Genomic DNA, 16,617 nt, shown 5'->3' with positions numbered 1-16,617 from the left:
TTACATTGTGCTGCAAATACAAAGCAGGCAGCATAAAGAACCAACAACAAACCAAAAACTAAGATTTATAGCCAAACATCTGGGTTTTACATTGGAATATTCTACTCCACCCCGACATAAACAGCGACTTCTCTCTTTATTGCTTTAATTGACCTCACAAAAAAATCCCTATATTTTGGTAAATTAGCCACCAATGGCAACGGACGCTTCAGAGCATGTCGTGCTGACAAGAGTAGTCGCTCGGCCTAATGGCTTGAGCAATGGAGGAATGCAATGTCTCTTTATGACCCAAAGCTGGAGAAGGATAACTGTGGTTTCGGCCTGATCGCCCATACAGAAGGCGAAGCCAGCCACAAGCTTGTCCGACTCGCAATTTCGGCGTTGGATCGCATGCAACACCGCGGTGGTATCGCCGCCGATGGCAAAACCGGCGACGGTTGCGGTCTGCTGATGCAAAAACCCGATAGCTTCTTTCGCGCTGTCGCACAAGATAAAGGATGGAACCTGGGCCGAAAATATGCCGTCGGCATGATGTTCCTCAATCCGGATCCGGTACTGGCCGAACAGAGCCGCAAGATAGTCAACGAAGAGCTGGAAAAGGAAACCCTGAGCCTGCTTGGCTGGCGCGACGTGCCGGTGAATACCCAAGTGCTGGGCGACATCGCCAAGGCGTCCCTGCCTCGCATCGAGCAGGTCTTCGTCAATGCCCCCGCCGGCTGGGTCGAGAATGACATCGAGCGTCGCCTTTATATTGTTCGTCGTCGTATCGAAAAACGCATCAATGACGAATACTTTTACGTAGTCAGCCTGTCCAACCTGGTGATGACCTACAAGGGCCTGTGCATGCCCGCCGATTTGCCCCGTTTCTACCTGGATCTGGCGGATATCCGCCTGCAGTCGGCCATCTGCGTGTTCCACCAGCGTTTTTCCACCAATACTCAGCCCCGCTGGCCGCTGGCGCAGCCATTCCGTTTTCTGGCCCACAACGGCGAGATCAACACCATAGGCGGCAACCGCCGCTGGGCCCAGGCCCGCGCCTACAAATTTGGCTCGCCGCTGCTGCCGGATCTGCAAGAGGCTGCTCCCTACGTCAACACCGACGGCTCCGACTCATCCAGCCTGGACAACATGCTGGAGCTGTTCCTGGCCGGCGGCATGGACCTGTTCCGCGCCATGCGCATGCTGATCCCGCCAGCCTGGCAGAAAAACCCGTCGATGGACGAGGATTTGCGCGCCTTCTACGACTTCAACTCCATGCACATGGAGCCCTGGGATGGCCCCGCCGGCATTGTGATGTCCGACGGTCGCTTCGCCGCCTGTGCCCTGGACCGTAACGGCCTGCGTCCGGCGCGTTTCGTTCGCACCAAGGACGGCTTTATTACCCTGGCCTCCGAGATCGGCATCTGGGACTATACCCCGGACGAAGTGGTCGAAAAGGGTCGAGTCGGCCCGGGTGAATTGTTCGTGGTGGATACCGCCAAGGGTAAAATCTGGACCAGTTTCGAAATCGACGACGATCTCAAGTCTCGCCACCCCTACAAGGAGTGGATGACCAAGCACAAACGTCGCCTGACCCGCTTCGAAGATCTGCCCGAAGACCAGGCCGGCCAATGCGAACTGGACTCCAGCTCCCTGCGTACCTATCAGAAACTGTTCGGCTATTCCATGGAAGAGCTGGATCAGGTGATCCGGGTCATGGGCGAGAACGGCCAGGAAGCGGTCGGCTCCATGGGTGACGATGCCCCCATGGCGGTGCTGTCCAGCAAATCCCGTTCCGTCTACGATTATTTCCGCCAGATGTTTGCTCAGGTGACCAACCCCCCCATAGATCCGCTGCGGGAAAATCACGTCATGTCGCTGGCCACCCTGATCGGCCGCGAGCAAAACGTGTTCAACGAGACCCACGGTCACGCCCATAGAGTTCAGTTCGAGTCGCCTATTCTGCTGTACTCCGACTTCCATCAGCTGATGAGCCTGGAGCAGACCCACCACAAGAATACTGTGCTAGATCTGAACTTCGCGCCGGAAGAAGGCCTCCAGGCCGCCATCGAGCGCCTGTGTGAAGAGGCCAGGACGGCGGTAGAGACAGGCACAGTGCTGCTGGTACTGACCGACCGTTATATCAGCAAGGACAAGTTACCAATCCCGGCCGCCATGGCCGCCGGCGCCATACAGCGCACCCTGGTCGAAAACAACCTGCGCTGCGACTCCAACATCATAGTGGAAACGGCCAGCACCCGGGATCCGCACCAGTTTGCCGTCCTGCTCGGTTTCGGTGTGACCGCCATCTACCCCTACCTTGCCTATGAAACCCTGGGTCGCATGGTGGAAGACGGCGTGCTCAAGATGCCCCTGCGCGAGGCGCTGCTCAACTTCCGCAACAGCATCAACAAGGGCCTGTACAAGGTGATGTCCAAGATGGGTATCAGCACCATCGCTTCCTACCGCTGCTCTCAGCTGTTCGAAGCCATAGGTCTGCATCGGGACGTGATCGACCTGTGCTTCAAGGGCGTATCCAGTCGTGTGCAGGGCGCTTCTTTCGAAGACTTCCAGCAGGACTTGTTCAACCTTAGTCGGGTCGCCTGGATCGCCCGCAAGCCGCTCAATCAGGGTGGCCTGCTCAAATATGTACACGACGGTGAATACCACAGCTACAACCCGGATGTGGTCAAGAGCCTGCAAACCGCGGTGCGTTCCGGCAACTACGAGGACTACAAGGTTTACGCCGAACTGGTCAACGAACGCCCGGTCGCCATGCTGCGTGACTTGCTGACCCTCAAGCCAAACGGCCAGGGCATAACGCTGGATAAGGTTGAGCCGGCGACTGAGCTGTTCCCCCGTTTCGACAGTGCCGCCATGTCCATCGGCGCCCTGGGCCCCGAGGCACACGAGGCACTGGCCGTTGCCATGAACCGCCTCGGCGGCAAAAGCAACTCCGGCGAGGGCGGTGAAGATGCCCGCCGTTTCAACAGCCTGAAGAACTCCAAGATCAAGCAGGTGGCTTCCGGTCGCTTCGGGGTGACCCCGCACTACCTGATGAACGCCGAGGTCATTCAGATCAAGGTGGCCCAGGGCGCCAAGCCCGGAGAAGGCGGCCAGCTGCCCGGTCACAAGGTGACCGCAGAAATCGCCAAGCTGCGTTATGCGGTACCGGGCGTGACCCTTATCTCGCCGCCGCCGCACCACGACATCTATTCCATCGAGGATCTGGCCCAGCTGATTTTCGACATCAAGCAGATCAACCCCAGCTGCCTGGTATCGGTCAAGCTGGTGTCCGAGCCCGGTGTCGGCACCATCGCCACCGGCGTGGCCAAGGCCTATGCGGATCTGATTACCGTCTCCGGTTACGATGGCGGCACCGGCGCCAGCCCGCTGTCTTCGGTCAAGTATGCCGGTTCTCCCTGGGAGCTGGGTCTGGCCGAAACCCAGCAGGCACTGGTGGCCAACGGCCTGCGTCACAAGGTACGGCTACAGGTGGACGGCGGCCTCAAGACCGGCCTGGACATCGTCAAGGCGGCCATTTTGGGTGCCGAGAGCTTCGGCTTCGGTACCGGCCCCATGGTGGCCCTGGGCTGTAAATACCTGCGCATCTGTCACCTGAACAACTGCGCCACCGGCGTGGCGACTCAGGACGAAAAACTGCGCAAGGAGCACTTCCACGGCCTGCCCGAGATGGTGGAGAACTACTTCAGGTTCATTGCCGAAGAAACCCGTGAACTGATGGCGCAACTGGGGGTGACCCAGCTGACCGACCTGATCGGCCGCACCGACTTGCTCGAGGTGCTACCGGGCCTGACCGCCAAGCAGCAGAAGCTGGACCTGTCCGGCATCATTGCCAAGCCCGAGCCTAAGCCGGGCCTGGGTGTGTTCTGTCAGACCGGCAACCCCAACTTCGACAAGGGCCAGCTCAACCTGAAGATCACCGAAGATGCCCTGAGCGCGGTGGAAACCAGCGGCGGCGGTGATTTCTACTACCACATTCGCAATACCGACCGCTCCGTGGGGGCTCGCCTGTCCGGCGAAATCGCCCAACGTCACGGTAACCAGGGCATGGCGGCGGATCCGGTTCGCATCCACCTGGACGGCACCGCCGGCCAGAGCTTCGGAGTCTGGAACGCCGGTGGTCTGGAAATGATCCTGACCGGCGACGCCAACGATTATGTGGGCAAGGGCATGACCGGTGGCAAGCTGGTGATCAAGTCCCATGTCGGCGTGGCGTTTTCCTCACACGAGGCGACCCTGGTAGGCAACACCTGTCTGTACGGCGCCACCGGTGGTCACCTGTACGTCGCCGGCCGGGCCGGTGAGCGGTTCGCGGTGCGTAACTCGGGCACCATCGCCGTGGTCGAAGGCGTGGGCGACAACGGCTGTGAATACATGACCAGCGGTATCGTGACCGTACTGGGTCGCACCGGGGTCAACTTTGCCGCCGGCATGACCGGGGGTTTTGCCTACGTGCTGGATGAAGACGATGACTTCGAACTCAGGACCAACCACGAGCTGGTCGAATTGCTGGGGCTGGACGAGCTGATGATCCATCAGGAGCATCTGCGCGGCATCATCACGCAACATTTGCAGGAAACCGGCAGTAATCGCGCGCAGGAAATTCTGGCCAACTTCGACCAGTACCTGCCCAAATTCAAACTGGTCAAACCCAAATCCAGTGATGTGAAATCCCTGCTGGGCCACCAGAGCCGTTCCACCGCAGAGCTGCGGGTCCATGCGCAGTAAAGGAAAATTGTGATGAGCCAGAACGTATTTCAGTTTATAGACGTACAACGTGTCGATCCGCCCAAGAAGCCGATCGGTACCCGTAAAATCGAGTTCGTGGAGATCTACGAACCCTTTTCCGATAGCCAGGTCGAAATGCAGGCCGACCGTTGCCTGGACTGCGGCAACCCTTACTGCGAGTGGAAGTGTCCGGTACACAACTACATTCCCAACTGGCTGAAACTGGCTAACGAGGGCCGCATCTTCGAGGCGGCAGACCTGTGTCACGAGACCAATAGCCTGCCCGAAGTCTGTGGCCGGGTCTGCCCGCAGGACCGGCTCTGTGAGGGCTCCTGTACCCTCAACGACGAGTTCGGCGCCGTGACCATCGGCAACATCGAGAAATACATCACCGACAAGGCCTTCGAAATGGGCTGGCGTCCGGATATGTCCCATGTGGTGAGAACCGACCGCAAGGTTGCCGTCATCGGCGCCGGCCCTGCCGGTCTGGCCTGTGCCGATGTGCTGGCACGTAACGGCGTCACCCCTGTGGTGTTTGATCGTTACCCGGAAATCGGCGGCCTGCTGACCTTCGGTATCCCCTCCTTCAAACTGGAGAAGACGGTGATGAGCCGCCGTCGGGAAATCTTTACCGAAATGGGCATCGAATTCCGCCTGAATACCGAAGTAGGTAAAGACATCGGCTTCCAGACCCTGCTCGACGACTACGATGCCGTCTTCCTGGCCGTGGGTACCTACAAGTATCTGCGTGGCGGCCTGAGCAACGAAGACGCCGAAGGCGTGTACGACGCCCTGCCCTTCCTGATCTCCAACGCCAACCGGGTGCTGGGTTTCGAGAAGCAGGCGTCCGACTACCTCGACATGGCCGGCAAGAAGGTGGTGGTACTGGGTGGTGGCGATACCGCCATGGACTGTGTGCGGACCTCTATCCGTCAGGGCGCCGACAACGTGGTCTGTGCCTATCGTCGGGACGAAGCCAACATGCCCGGCTCTCGCCGCGAGGTGCAGAACGCCAAGGAAGAAGGGGTGAACTTCATGTTCAACCTGCAGCCCACCGGTGTGCAGATCGATACCAGCGGCAAAGTGAGCGGCGTGGAAGTGGTCACCACCCAGTTGGGCGAGCCCGATGCCAACGGTCGTCGTCGCCCGGAGCCGGTGTCCGGCTCCGAGCAGGTACTGCCGGCCGACGTGGTGATCATGGCGTTCGGTTTCCAGCCCCATGAGCAGCCCTGGCTGAAGGAATATGGTATCGAGGCCGATCAGTGGGGGCGCATCATAGCTCCCGAGCAGGCCGACTTCGCCTTCCAGACCACTAATGCCAAGATCTTCGCCGGCGGCGACGCCGTTCGCGGCTCCGACCTGGTGGTCACCGCCATCGCCGAAGGCCGCAAGGCTGCCGAAGGCATCATGGACTACATAGGGGTCTAGTCCCGCCTCACTCCATTGCAAAGGCCGCTCATCGAGCGGCCTTTTTATTAGTCCGCACCGTCGGAAAAGGGTCCGCTCCCATACCAGAGGCGGCTGTGTTGCCTCTTCTCGAGCACCGAGTTGCCTGTAGACGGTGCCAACAGGCGACTCCGCAGTATCACGGAGGGCAAAGGGATCTGCTCCGCCGACCTTCTGTTTCAGGGATGAAACAGAGAGCTTACAAGGATGTACTCGTAGCGTGTCGGCGGAGCGGGCCCTTTGCTCGACCTGCAAGCACTGTCCAGATTTCAGCGAAGCCAGATCCCTTGGGAAACACAGATCCCCGATCGGCCTTTTGGGTCGATGATGATAAACTCCCCTCATTATTTTCGTTGCGAGAGAACCCCTTATGACTATCGGTATTATTGGCGCCATGGAGCAGGAAGTCGCCGAGCTGCGCGCTCAGCTGGAAAACGCCCAGACCATCACGGTCGCGGGCTGTGAATTCTACCAGGGCACCCTGGCAGGCAAAGAGGTGGTCATTACCCGCTCCGGCATCGGCAAAGTCGCCGCCAGCATCGCCACCACACTGCTGCTGGAACGCTTCTCCCCCGACTCTGTCATCAACACCGGCTCGGCCGGCGGCTTCGATCCGGCGCTGCATGTGGGGGATGTGGTGGTGTCCAGTGAAGTCCGCTTTCACGACGTGGATGTGACCGCCTTCGGTTACGAAATGGGCCAGATGGCGCAACAACCGGCCGCCTTCGTCGCCGATGCCGGACTGATAGCGCTGGCGCAGGAGTGCCTGGCCGGGCAGGATGACATCAACTCGGCCACCGGGCTTATCTGTACCGGCGATCAGTTCATGCACCGGGAAGATCAACTGCAGAAAGCCGTCACCCAGTTCCCGACCATGAAGGCCTGTGAAATGGAAGCCGGGGCCGTGGGCCAGGTGTGCCATCAGTTCCAGGTGCCGTTCGTGGTCGTTCGTGCCCTGTCCGATATCGCCGGCAAGGAACAGGCCGAGTCCTTCGAGGCCTTCCTGGAAGTGGCGGCCCGCCATTCCTCCGCCATGGTGCTGGCCATGGTCGAGCGCATGCCAGGCTGAATGCGATGTTAGCCCTCTCGCTGCTCGAGCAGCCCGTCCCCCTCCTGAGCATCGCCATAGTGCTGAGCCTGTTGCTGCCCGCAACACGACTACAGCAGAGGCTGACCCAGGGCCTGATGCAACTGGGTGGCCGTCTCAACGGCGAACATTACACGGCCCGCTACCTGCATCTGGCCGGCGGGGCGCTGCTGCTCTGCCTGCTGCTGCCGTTGGGGGCCACCTACTGGGCACTCTCGGTGCTGTCACCCTGGCCTGCACTGCTGGAGCCGTTGCTGCTGTGGTGTTGTCTGGATCTGGGGCGGCTTAGTCGTGCCCTGCCCCTGTGCCTGCAGCAGAGTAGCGACCAACAGCCACTGGCCCGCCTGACGCTGGCGCCCCTGTGCCTGCGCCAGACAGATCCGCTATCGCCGCTGGGGCTGCACAAGACGCTGGCGGAGGTGGCGGTATTGCGGCTGGCTGCCGATGCCGTCCTGCTGTGCTGGTATCTGGCCGGAGGCATCTATGCGGCTCTGTTGTTCGCCCTGCTGCGCTATCTGGTACAAGCCTGGCCACGCAAACTGGTGCACTGGCGGGCCTTCGGCCTGCTGCCCTCGATGCTGTATCGTGCCATGGCCTGGTTGCCGTTCCAACTGCTGGCCCTGACCCTGCTTATCTATCCGGGGTCGCTGCGTGCCATCAAGGCCTGGCCCCAGGGGCGCCTGTGGGCCTATCCGGCCGCCGGTCGCCTGCTGGCGGTGGCCGCAGCCGGCGTCGATGCAAGTCTGGGCGGTCCCCGACGTTACATCGACGCCACCGATTACTACCCCAAACTGGGCTGCAAGAACTACCTGAATGCCGCCTCGACCCGGGCGCTGGTATGGCGGCTGGTTATCGCCCTGCTGTTCTGGCTGTCCCTCGCCTGGACTCTGGTATTGGTGCCTTTGTTTCATGGTTAAGTGTTTAATGACGACATCTTCAACGGTTAAACTCAGAGCCCTGTGGCTGCTTCTCCTGCTATTCGGAACCCTGCTCGGCCCCGCCCAGGCCCGTGCCGACGAGGCCCGTGCCGACGAGGCCCGCCGCATCATCAGCCTGGCTCCCCATATCACAGAGATGCTGTTCTCCATCGGCGCCGGTGATCGGGTGATTGCTACCGATGATGCCAGCGACTATCCGGAAGCAGCCAATTCATTGCCGAAGATAGCCAATTATCGCTCGCTCAATATGGAGCAGATATTGACGCTCCAGCCGGACCTTATCGTGGCCTGGGGCACGGCCCAGCAACAAATGGTGCAGCCACTGGCACAATTGGGGGTGGCCGTTTTCTATTCCGCGCCCAGGACCTTTGCCGAACTTGGCGATGAACTGCAGCAACTGGGTGAACTGACCGGTCATCGGCAGGAGGCGGCCGCCGTGGTCGCCGACTATCAACGGCAGTTATACGAACTTGAACAAGACTATCGCGATGCCAGTCCGGTGACGGTGTTTTACCAGATTGCCAGTATCCCCTTGATGTCTGCCAACGGTAACACCTGGATGGGCCAGGCGGTGACCCTGTGTGGCGGGGTCAATATCATGGCCGACAGCCCGGCGCCATATCCCCAGTTGAATGCCGAACAGGTGCTGGCGCAAGATCCGCAGGTAATACTGGCAGACAAACACGAAGAGCTGCAGCATTGGCGGCAATGGCCCGCATTGCAGGCGGTGGCACAAGGCCATTTGCTGACTATCGACGCCGATCTTCTGCATCGTTTTACGCCTCGCACCCCAGGCGGAATTCGTCAGCTATGCCAGCAACTGGATAAAGTCAGGGCCGCGGAATAGCCGCAATGGTGTTGGTCGGGGTGCCTCTATACCATGGTGCCCCCTTTATACGAGGCGAGAAACAATGCAGCCCCTGGTTGAGTCGGTGTTCTACTGGAGTGATCTGTTCGGCACGGCTGTCTTCGCCTTTTCCGGCGTACTGGTCGCCGGCCGGCTGCGCATGGACGGCTTTGGCGTCATTGTGCTCGCCGCCGTAACTGCCATCGGCGGCGGTACCATCCGGGACCTTATCATCGGTGCCGAGCAGGTGTTCTGGACCGTGCAGACCGTCTATCTGTGGGTAATACTGGCCACGGCCCTGCTCGGGCAATATGTTGCCACACTGCCTCGGCGGCTGCCCTGGTATATTCTGCCGTTGGCCGACGCCTTCGGTCTGGCCATTTTCACCATTATCGGCACCGAAAAGGCGCTCAGCAACGGAACATCCGGCATGGTGGCGGTAGTGATGGGCGTAATCACCGGGGTGGCCGGCGGCATGATCCGTGACGTACTGGCACGCGAGGTGCCCATGGTGCTGCAACGGGAAATCTACGCCACCGCCTGTATCTTCGGCGGCGTACTCTACACCGGGTCGCTGGCCCTTGGCATCACACCGCTGCTGGCTACCCTGCTCGGCATGCTGGGCACCTTCATCCTTCGGGTTGCCGCCATTCGCTGGCACCTGTCACTGCCGGCCTTTTCGCTGAACCGTTAATCCCTGCCTGCGCCAGAGGCAACACAGCCGCCTCCCACGACACGCCATGAACCCATCCCTGGGGCTCGGAAATGCCATCCCTGGCATTTCACGGTCGAGGGAGGTCGCCTCTGTTGCATCAAGGAGGACAAAGGGATCTGCTCCACCGCTCAACACATGACAAGGATGTCATGTGTTGAGCGTCATAGGGATGTGCTTGAAGCCGGTCGGCAGAGCGGGCCCTTTGTCCGACGTTTACACTGGAATGAAATAGATCATTTTTTAGTGGGATTGGTATATCCATTTAGCAAACAAAAAAGGCCTCTAACGAGGCCTTTTTGCATGATCGATAACCGTCAGCTTCAGGCTACGGTGACCTTGGCAAATTTGCGTTTGCCGACCTGATAGACCGCCTCGCCGGCCTGGACCATCAGCTTGCCGTCTTCCAACTTGTCGCCGTCAATCTTGACCGCGCCCTGCTTGATCATGCGCAGCGCTTCCGAGGTCGAGCCGACCAGACCGGCGTCTTTCAGCAGGTTGGCGATGGCGATACCTTCGGCATCGGCGGCCAGGGTCACTTCCGGCAGATCATCGGGAATGGCGTTTTTCTGGAAACGCAGCACAAAGTCCTGATGAGCCTGCTCGGCCGCCGCCTCGTGGTGATAACGGCTGATGATTTCCTTGGCCAGCAGTATCTTGGTATCGCGCGGGTTGGCGCCCTCAAGCACCTCTTGCTTGAGCCCGGCCAGCTCGTCCAGGCTACGACTGGACAGCAGCTCGAAGTAACGCCACATCAGCTCGTCGGACAGGGACATGATCTTGCCGAACATTTCGCCCGGCGCCTCATCGACACCGATATAGTTACCGGCCGACTTGGACATCTTCTTGACGCCATCCAGACCTTCCAGCAACGGCATGGTCAACACCACCTGCGGCGACTGACCGGCGTCTTTCTGCAGTTCACGGCCCATCAGCAGGTTGAACTTCTGATCGGTACCGCCCAGCTCGATATCGGCCTTGAGGGCGACCGAGTCATAGCCCTGCAGCAGCGGATACATGAATTCATGGATGGCGATCGACTGACCGGAACCGTAACGCTTCTTGAAGTCGTCCCGTTCCAGCATGCGGGCCACGGTCAGCTTGGACGCCAGCTTGATCATGCCGGTCGCGCCCAACTCGCCGAGCCAGCTGGAGTTATAGAGAATCCGGGTTTTTTCCGCGTCCAGCACCTTGAATGCCTGTTCGGCGTAGGTTTTGGCGTTGTCGGCAACCTGCTCCGGGGTCAGCGGTGGCCGGGTGCTGTTCTTACCGCTGGGATCGCCTACCTGGGCGGTAAAATCACCGATCAGCAACAGAACCTCGTGGCCCAGATCCTGAAACTGACGCAGCTTGTTAAGGATCACCGTGTGTCCCAGGTGAATATCGGGTGCGGTGGGATCCATACCCAGCTTCACCCGCAGGGGGCGGCCTTCCTTTAACTTGGCAACCAGCTCTTCTTCAACCAGTATCTCTTCGGCACCACGCTTGATTTCCGCTAACGCCGCTTCCAGCTGGGACATGACGACTCTACTCCTGTGCTGTGCTGTGCACCTAAAATGGCTGTTCCGAATACTGCCTGCTACTTCGGAACAACGATTTGGGTGACCCAAACAAAATAAGGGAAGCATATTACTGGAATGGCGGATAAATTGGAAAGGCTGTAAAATTCGGGCTTGATTCAGGGAAGAGTATCGCATGCCCGTCATTAACAGACTCAAGTCATTGCCCCGCGGCCATAAAATAGCCCTCGGACTGTTGAACGCCGCCATGGTGGTGCTGATCATGATGCCAACGGAGCCGGCTGTTGCCAGCCGTGATCGGTCCGCCCTTCCCCTGTCAGAGGTATTGCAGGACGCACGCCAGCCACTCGAGCTGGACGTGGAAGACCTGCCTGTGATCGACGATCACCTTCCCGTACGAGAGCTGGTGGTCAAGATCAGTCGGGGCGATACCCTGTCCTCAATTTTTGCCCGCCAGGGGCTGTCTTCCGCCCTGTTGCACGATATCAGCCAGCTGGGCTCCCACGCCGAATCGCTGAAGAAGATCCATCCCGGAGAACGCCTGACCTTTTCCTTCGACAGAAAAGGCCGTTTTGTCAGCCTCGGTTATCCGCTGGATGCGGCGCGCACCCTCGACATTCGCCAGAGCGGTACCGAGCTGCGCAGCCGTATCATCAGCGTCAAGCTGGAACATCGCACCCAGTACGCCCAGGCCTCGGTCAGCTCCAACTTCTGGGGAGCCGGTGTCAGTGCCGGCTTGAGTCCCGGGCAAATCATGAGCCTGGCCGCCATGTTCGCCTGGGATCTGGACTTTGGCCTCGACATCCGTGCCGGCGATCGCTTTGCCGTACTGTACGACCAGCGCTACAAAGACGGTATTCTGGTCGACACCGGCCACATTCTGGCTGCCGAATTTATCAATCAGGGCAAGGTATACCGAGCCATACGCCACGATGACGGCAACTACTATTCGCCCGAAGGCCGGGCCATGCGCAAAAGCTTTCTGCGCGCGCCGGTCAACTTTTCCCATATCAGCTCCAACTTCAACCCACGCCGGTTGCACCCGGTTACCGGCCAGGTCAAGCCGCACCGCGGCATCGACTATGCGGCCCGCACCGGCACCCCCGTGGTCGCCGCCGGCAGCGGCGTTGTGGTCGAGTCTGGCTACAGTCGATTCAATGGTAATTATGTGGTGATCCGCCACGATCGTACCTACCTCACCAAATATCTGCACCTGCATCAGCGCATGGTGAAGAAAGGCGAAAAGGTCAAACAGGAACAGCAGATTGGCACCGTCGGCGCCACCGGCCGGGTCACCGGGCCTCATCTGCATTACGAGTTTCTGGTCAACGGGGTACACAAGGATCCCAAGAGCGTGGACTTGCCTCAGGCCGCCTTTCTGTCTCGGGGCGAGCTGGCCCGGTTTCGTCCCAAGGCCGACAAGCTGCTGGCGCAGCTGAGTAAGGTTAGTGAGGTGATGCTGGCCAGTAACTGAAGCCGGGGACTGGCCCCGCCGTCGTTTAGCGGACGCTGAACCCGGTCAGTATGGCCAGTCGTTGCCGCCACTCATCGGCAACCGACTCGGGGTCCTCGTACGCCAGCGCCGGATGCTTGCCCCAGATGGGATCCGGCCAGGCGGCATCGCCGGTAAAGCGGGCCACATGATGCAGGTGCAGCTGAGGCACCATGTTGCCGAGGGCGGCCACATTGATTTTGTCCGCCGCCAATTCGGTTTCCATCAGCCGGGCCACCGCACAGGACTCTCGCATCAACTGCAGTTGCTCTGCTTCGTTCAACCGGTGTATTTCACGAATATCGGCTCGCTTCGGTACCAGTATCAGCCAGGGGTATTGGCTGTCTCTGGCCAGTAACACCAGGCTCAGCGGCAGCTCACCCAGTATGATGGTGTCTGTCGCCAGCCGTGGATGCAGCTGAAAGCGACTCACTTGTCTGCCCCTAAGTGACGACGCAGGTAGGCGATAATATCGGCGGACTCGTACAGCCAGAAATACTGGCCCGGCTCCGGCTCGATGCGCAGGCAGGGCACCATACGCTGGCCACCACCGGCCAGCAGCGCCTGCAGGTGCTCGGGCTCGTTGGTGTCACACTCGCGGATGTCGAGCCCCAGCTCGCCGATCACCATCTTGACCCGCTCGCAATAGGGGCACCAGGCTCGCTGGTAAAACGCCAGCTTGTCGACGGAATCCACCACAGGTGCGGGCTCGTTTTCGGCTCCCTTGAGCCAGTCAAACAGGGACATAGGCCGCCTTATTCTCGGTTAAACGCTGAAAGATGAGCCGCAGCCACAGGTGCTGGTGGCGTTGGGGTTGGTCACCAGAAAGCGGGAACCTTCCAGGCCGTCGATATAATCGACGGTACCGCCAATCAGGTACTGCAGGCTCATGCCATCCACCACCATGATGACACCGTTCTTTTCGATGACAGTGTCGCCCTCGTTGGTTTTTTCGTCGAAGGTAAAGCCGTACTGAAAGCCGGAGCAACCGCCACCGGTAATATAGACTCGCAGGCGCAGCTCGGGGTTTTCCTCTTCGCTGATCAGAGCCTGAATTTTGTTGGCGGCCGCATCACTCATCTGGATCGGCAAAGGAATTGCATCGCTCATCACTACCTCTTGGATTAGTTATCAATCAAAATTATCTAATACCCGAGTAAACAGTTCAAGTATTGTCCGGGGTGGGCCAGTTAAGACTCAGGGTGCGCGCAGGTCTGCGGTCCAGCTCCAGCTGTAGTTCCAGGGCCTGCGCCCGGCTGCCGACCGGCAACCGCAACTGACCGGTCAGCACCTGAAAATGGCGAAAGTCCAGGGTCACCGGCGCCACCCCCAGGGCTTCTTCATTCAGCACCACCGGCTGACCACCCAGCAGGGCTCGGATTTTCAACCGGGCCTGACCGGTGACTCTGTTACCTGTGTTGGTAGGTTGCAGCAGCACCAGTCGGTAGGCGAAGAGCCCCGGCTCCGCCAGAGTGGTAATATCTTCCTGGGCCAGCAGCAGCTCGGCCCCGCCATCCGGCGCCAGCACCTGCCGGTAAAGCGCCAGCTGCTGCGCCTGTTCCGCCAGTTCTCGCGACTGCTGATCCAGTTGGGCCAACTGACTGCTCTCGGCGCTCAACAACGTCTGCAAATCGACCCGCAGCGCCAGTAGCTCCTGCCGATTGCGTTCCGCCTGTTGCCGATGCTGCTCGAGCAGGCGAGCCTGTTCCTGATAACGCAGCCCCAGATAACCGGCAACGGCCAGCAGCAACAGGCTGGCTAGCAAGGATACCACCATTAAACGACGACCGAGCGGCTGCTGCATAATACACTCCTGATAACAATAGCGGCGAATTGTGCCAAAGCCACTACGCCGGCGCCAGCGACAAAGGCGACCATTCTCGGCTCGACTGCTTTTTGTTATAGTCGGAGCACCCTGGCCGCAAGCGCCAACTCCGACCTAATTCAAAGGATGCTGACATGTCCAAGTCTGACGATTTATTTGCCCAGGCCCGCCGTTTTATTCCCGGTGGCGTGAACTCTCCGGTGCGTGCCTTTAACGGTGTAGGCGGCACGCCGCGCTTTATCGAGCGCGCCGACGGCGCCTATATCTTCGATGTGGACGGACAGTCCTATGTGGATTACATCGGCTCCTGGGGCCCTATGATCCTGGGCCACAACGCCAAAGTGGTACGTGATGCGGTACTGGAAGCGGTAGATCGCGGCCTGAGCTTCGGCGCGCCCACCGGGGTGGAAGTGACTATGGCAGAAAAGGTCTACCAATTGGTACCGTCCATGGAGCAGGTACGCATGGTCAACTCGGGTACCGAAGCCACCATGAGCGCCATCCGTCTGGCCCGAGGCTTTACCGGTCGTGACAAGATCCTGAAGTTTGAAGGTTGCTACCATGGCCACGCCGACTGCCTGCTGGTCAAGGCCGGCTCCGGCGCCCTCACCCTGGGCCAGCCCAACTCTCCGGGCGTACCTGCCGACTTTGCCAAGCATACCCTGACCGCCACCTTCAACGATCTGGACTCGGTCAAGAGGGCCTTCGAAGCGGCCCCCGCCGACATCGCCTGTATCATCGTCGAGCCCATCGCCGGAAACATGAACTGCATTCCCCCGGTACCCGGCTTCCTCGAAGGCCTGCGCGCCATTTGTGACCAATACGGCGCCCTGCTGATTTTCGATGAAGTGATGTGCGGTTTCCGCGCTTCCCTTGGCGGCGCTCAACAGCGTTTCGGCGTCAAGCCGGATCTGACCACGCTCGGCAAAATCATCGGTGGCGGCATGCCGGTGGGCGCCTTCGGCGGTCGCCGCGACGTAATGGAACATCTGGCCCCGACCGGCCCCGTCTATCAGGCCGGCACCCTCTCCGGTAACCCGGTGGCCATGGCCGCCGGTCTGGCGACCCTGAATGCCATCAGTGCGCCGGGTGTTTACGAACAGCTGGAGCAGACCACCACAGCCCTGGTGGACGGCCTGCAGGCAGCCGCCGACAAGCACGGCATCCCCTTCACCACCACCCAGGTGGGCGCCATGTTCGGTTTCTTCTTCAGCGAGGAAAAGAACATCAGCAGCTATGAGCAGGTGACTCGCTGTGACCTGGAGGCTTTCAAGCGCTTCTTCCATCTGATGCTGGAAGAGGGCGTCTACCTGGCGCCCAGCGCCTTCGAAGCAGGCTTCATGTCTCTGGCCCACGGTGAGCAGGAAATCGCCCATACCCTGGCCGCCGCCGACAAGGCCTTCGCCATCATGAAAGGCTAAATCGCCTACTCCGGCCGCTGGATCTCCACCAGCGGCCCTTCCAACAACTCCACGCTGTTACCATCCGGATCCACAATAAAGACATAACGCAAACAGGTCTGTCCCGTGACCGGCGACGGCTTTTCCGCCAGTATTCCGGCGCCGTGCAGGCCGGTCAGCGCCTTGTCCAGATCATCCACCTGCAGAGCGAAATGACGCAACCCCAGCCGATAGCCGGTGGCCCAGGGCGGCAGGGAAGACAACTCATCTTCAACATCGGCACGAAAGCAGTAAAGTTCCAGCAAGGCCTGACCCAGTCGTAGATGACAAATCTGCAGCTGACCTGCATCATCCTGCCAACGATAAACCGACTCGAACCCCAACCCCTTGTAGAAACCTTCAGAAACAGACAGGTCATGCACACTCAGGGTGACATGATGAAAAGAAAACATCAGCAGTTCCTCCATCTACATACTATTGAGCATATACGGAGATGGCCGCTTTCACCTTTCTATGACCAAAGTGAGGTAGGAACCCGCGGGGTGTGAGGTGTGAGATGTGAGGTGTGAGGTGTGAGGTGTGAGGTGTGAGGTGTGAGGTGTGAGGTGTGAGGTGTGAG

The 16,617-nt window shown here is 59.7% G+C and carries 14 protein-coding genes; 8 read left to right on the top strand and 6 right to left on the bottom strand.

Translation table 11 applies throughout. From position 1 onward, the window contains the following. Positions 1 to 273 precede the first annotated feature (273 nt). The 6 genes from gltB (at position 274) to ACLEIV_RS16135 (ending at position 9,743) form a co-directional block, all read left to right on the top strand. Positions 274 to 4,731 carry a glutamate synthase large subunit gene (gltB, locus tag ACLEIV_RS16160; RefSeq protein WP_410457660.1) on the top strand — a complete coding sequence of 1,486 codons (4,458 nt, stop codon included), beginning with the start codon at positions 274 to 276 and terminating at the stop codon, positions 4,729 to 4,731. A 12-nt stretch (positions 4,732 to 4,743) separates the two neighbouring features. Next, positions 4,744 to 6,159, top strand: coding sequence for an FAD-dependent oxidoreductase (locus ACLEIV_RS16155; protein ID WP_410457659.1), 1,416 nt, complete (start codon positions 4,744 to 4,746; stop codon positions 6,157 to 6,159). A gap of 388 nt (positions 6,160 to 6,547) precedes the next feature. Further along, on the top strand, positions 6,548 to 7,246 hold the full coding sequence (mtnN, locus tag ACLEIV_RS16150; protein ID WP_410457658.1) for a 5'-methylthioadenosine/S-adenosylhomocysteine nucleosidase: 699 nt from the start codon (positions 6,548 to 6,550) through the stop codon (positions 7,244 to 7,246). 5 nt (positions 7,247 to 7,251) lie between these two features. Continuing rightward, positions 7,252 to 8,181 (top strand): cobalamin biosynthesis protein, encoded by a 930-nt coding sequence (locus tag ACLEIV_RS16145; RefSeq protein WP_410457657.1) that lies wholly within the window; start codon positions 7,252 to 7,254, stop codon positions 8,179 to 8,181. A 7-nt stretch (positions 8,182 to 8,188) separates the two neighbouring features. After that, complete coding sequence (locus tag ACLEIV_RS16140) at positions 8,189 to 9,049, top strand: cobalamin-binding protein (RefSeq protein WP_410457656.1); 861 nt, start codon at positions 8,189 to 8,191, stop codon at positions 9,047 to 9,049. A gap of 64 nt (positions 9,050 to 9,113) precedes the next feature. Continuing rightward, positions 9,114 to 9,743, top strand: a complete 630-nt coding sequence (locus ACLEIV_RS16135) for a trimeric intracellular cation channel family protein (protein WP_410457655.1) — start codon at positions 9,114 to 9,116, stop codon at positions 9,741 to 9,743. A gap of 341 nt (positions 9,744 to 10,084) precedes the next feature. On the opposite strand, the gene tyrS is transcribed toward ACLEIV_RS16135, so the two are convergent. Next, positions 10,085 to 11,281: a tyrosine--tRNA ligase gene (tyrS, locus tag ACLEIV_RS16130; protein WP_410457654.1), complete on the bottom strand. Its 1,197-nt coding sequence runs from the start codon at positions 11,279 to 11,281 to the stop codon at positions 10,085 to 10,087. A 175-nt stretch (positions 11,282 to 11,456) separates the two neighbouring features. On the opposite strand from tyrS, the gene ACLEIV_RS16125 reads away from it, so the two are divergent. Beyond that, a complete protein-coding gene (locus ACLEIV_RS16125) occupies positions 11,457 to 12,755 on the top strand; it encodes a peptidoglycan DD-metalloendopeptidase family protein (RefSeq protein WP_410457653.1) in 1,299 nt (432 codons plus the stop codon). 25 nt (positions 12,756 to 12,780) lie between these two features. Here the strand turns inward: ACLEIV_RS16125 and ACLEIV_RS16120 are convergent, their stop codons facing one another. Genes ACLEIV_RS16120 through ACLEIV_RS16105 form a run of 4 tightly spaced genes read right to left on the bottom strand, consistent with a single transcriptional unit; the run spans position 12,781 to position 14,577 of the window. Then, positions 12,781 to 13,206, bottom strand: coding sequence for an HIT domain-containing protein (locus tag ACLEIV_RS16120; RefSeq protein WP_410457652.1), 426 nt, complete (start codon positions 13,204 to 13,206; stop codon positions 12,781 to 12,783). Then, entirely contained in the window at positions 13,203 to 13,520 is a 318-nt protein-coding gene (locus tag ACLEIV_RS16115) for a glutaredoxin family protein (RefSeq protein WP_410457651.1), read from the bottom strand. The genes ACLEIV_RS16120 and ACLEIV_RS16115 overlap by 4 nt, the downstream gene beginning before the upstream one ends. 18 nt (positions 13,521 to 13,538) lie before the next feature. Further along, on the bottom strand, positions 13,539 to 13,883 hold the full coding sequence (gene erpA, locus ACLEIV_RS16110; protein WP_410457650.1) for an iron-sulfur cluster insertion protein ErpA: 345 nt from the start codon (positions 13,881 to 13,883) through the stop codon (positions 13,539 to 13,541). A gap of 55 nt (positions 13,884 to 13,938) precedes the next feature. Then, positions 13,939 to 14,577 (bottom strand): DUF6776 family protein, encoded by a 639-nt coding sequence (locus ACLEIV_RS16105; protein WP_410457649.1) that lies wholly within the window; start codon positions 14,575 to 14,577, stop codon positions 13,939 to 13,941. Positions 14,578 to 14,732: 155 nt separating this feature from the next. On the opposite strand from ACLEIV_RS16105, the gene hemL reads away from it, so the two are divergent. After that, positions 14,733 to 16,019, top strand: a complete 1,287-nt coding sequence (hemL, locus tag ACLEIV_RS16100) for a glutamate-1-semialdehyde 2,1-aminomutase (RefSeq protein WP_410457648.1) — start codon at positions 14,733 to 14,735, stop codon at positions 16,017 to 16,019. A 5-nt stretch (positions 16,020 to 16,024) separates the two neighbouring features. Here hemL and ACLEIV_RS16095 read toward each other — a convergent pair whose 3' ends face one another. Then, positions 16,025 to 16,450 carry a VOC family protein gene (locus ACLEIV_RS16095; protein ID WP_410457647.1) on the bottom strand — a complete coding sequence of 142 codons (426 nt, stop codon included), beginning with the start codon at positions 16,448 to 16,450 and terminating at the stop codon, positions 16,025 to 16,027. Positions 16,451 to 16,617 lie beyond the last annotated feature (167 nt).

This window comes from Oceanisphaera submarina (genome assembly GCF_046521305.1).
Classification (GTDB): domain Bacteria; phylum Pseudomonadota; class Gammaproteobacteria; order Enterobacterales; family Aeromonadaceae; genus Oceanimonas; species Oceanimonas submarina.
The sequence above is the reverse complement of the archived record's forward strand: the minus strand, read 5'-3'. Positions and strand labels throughout refer to the sequence as shown.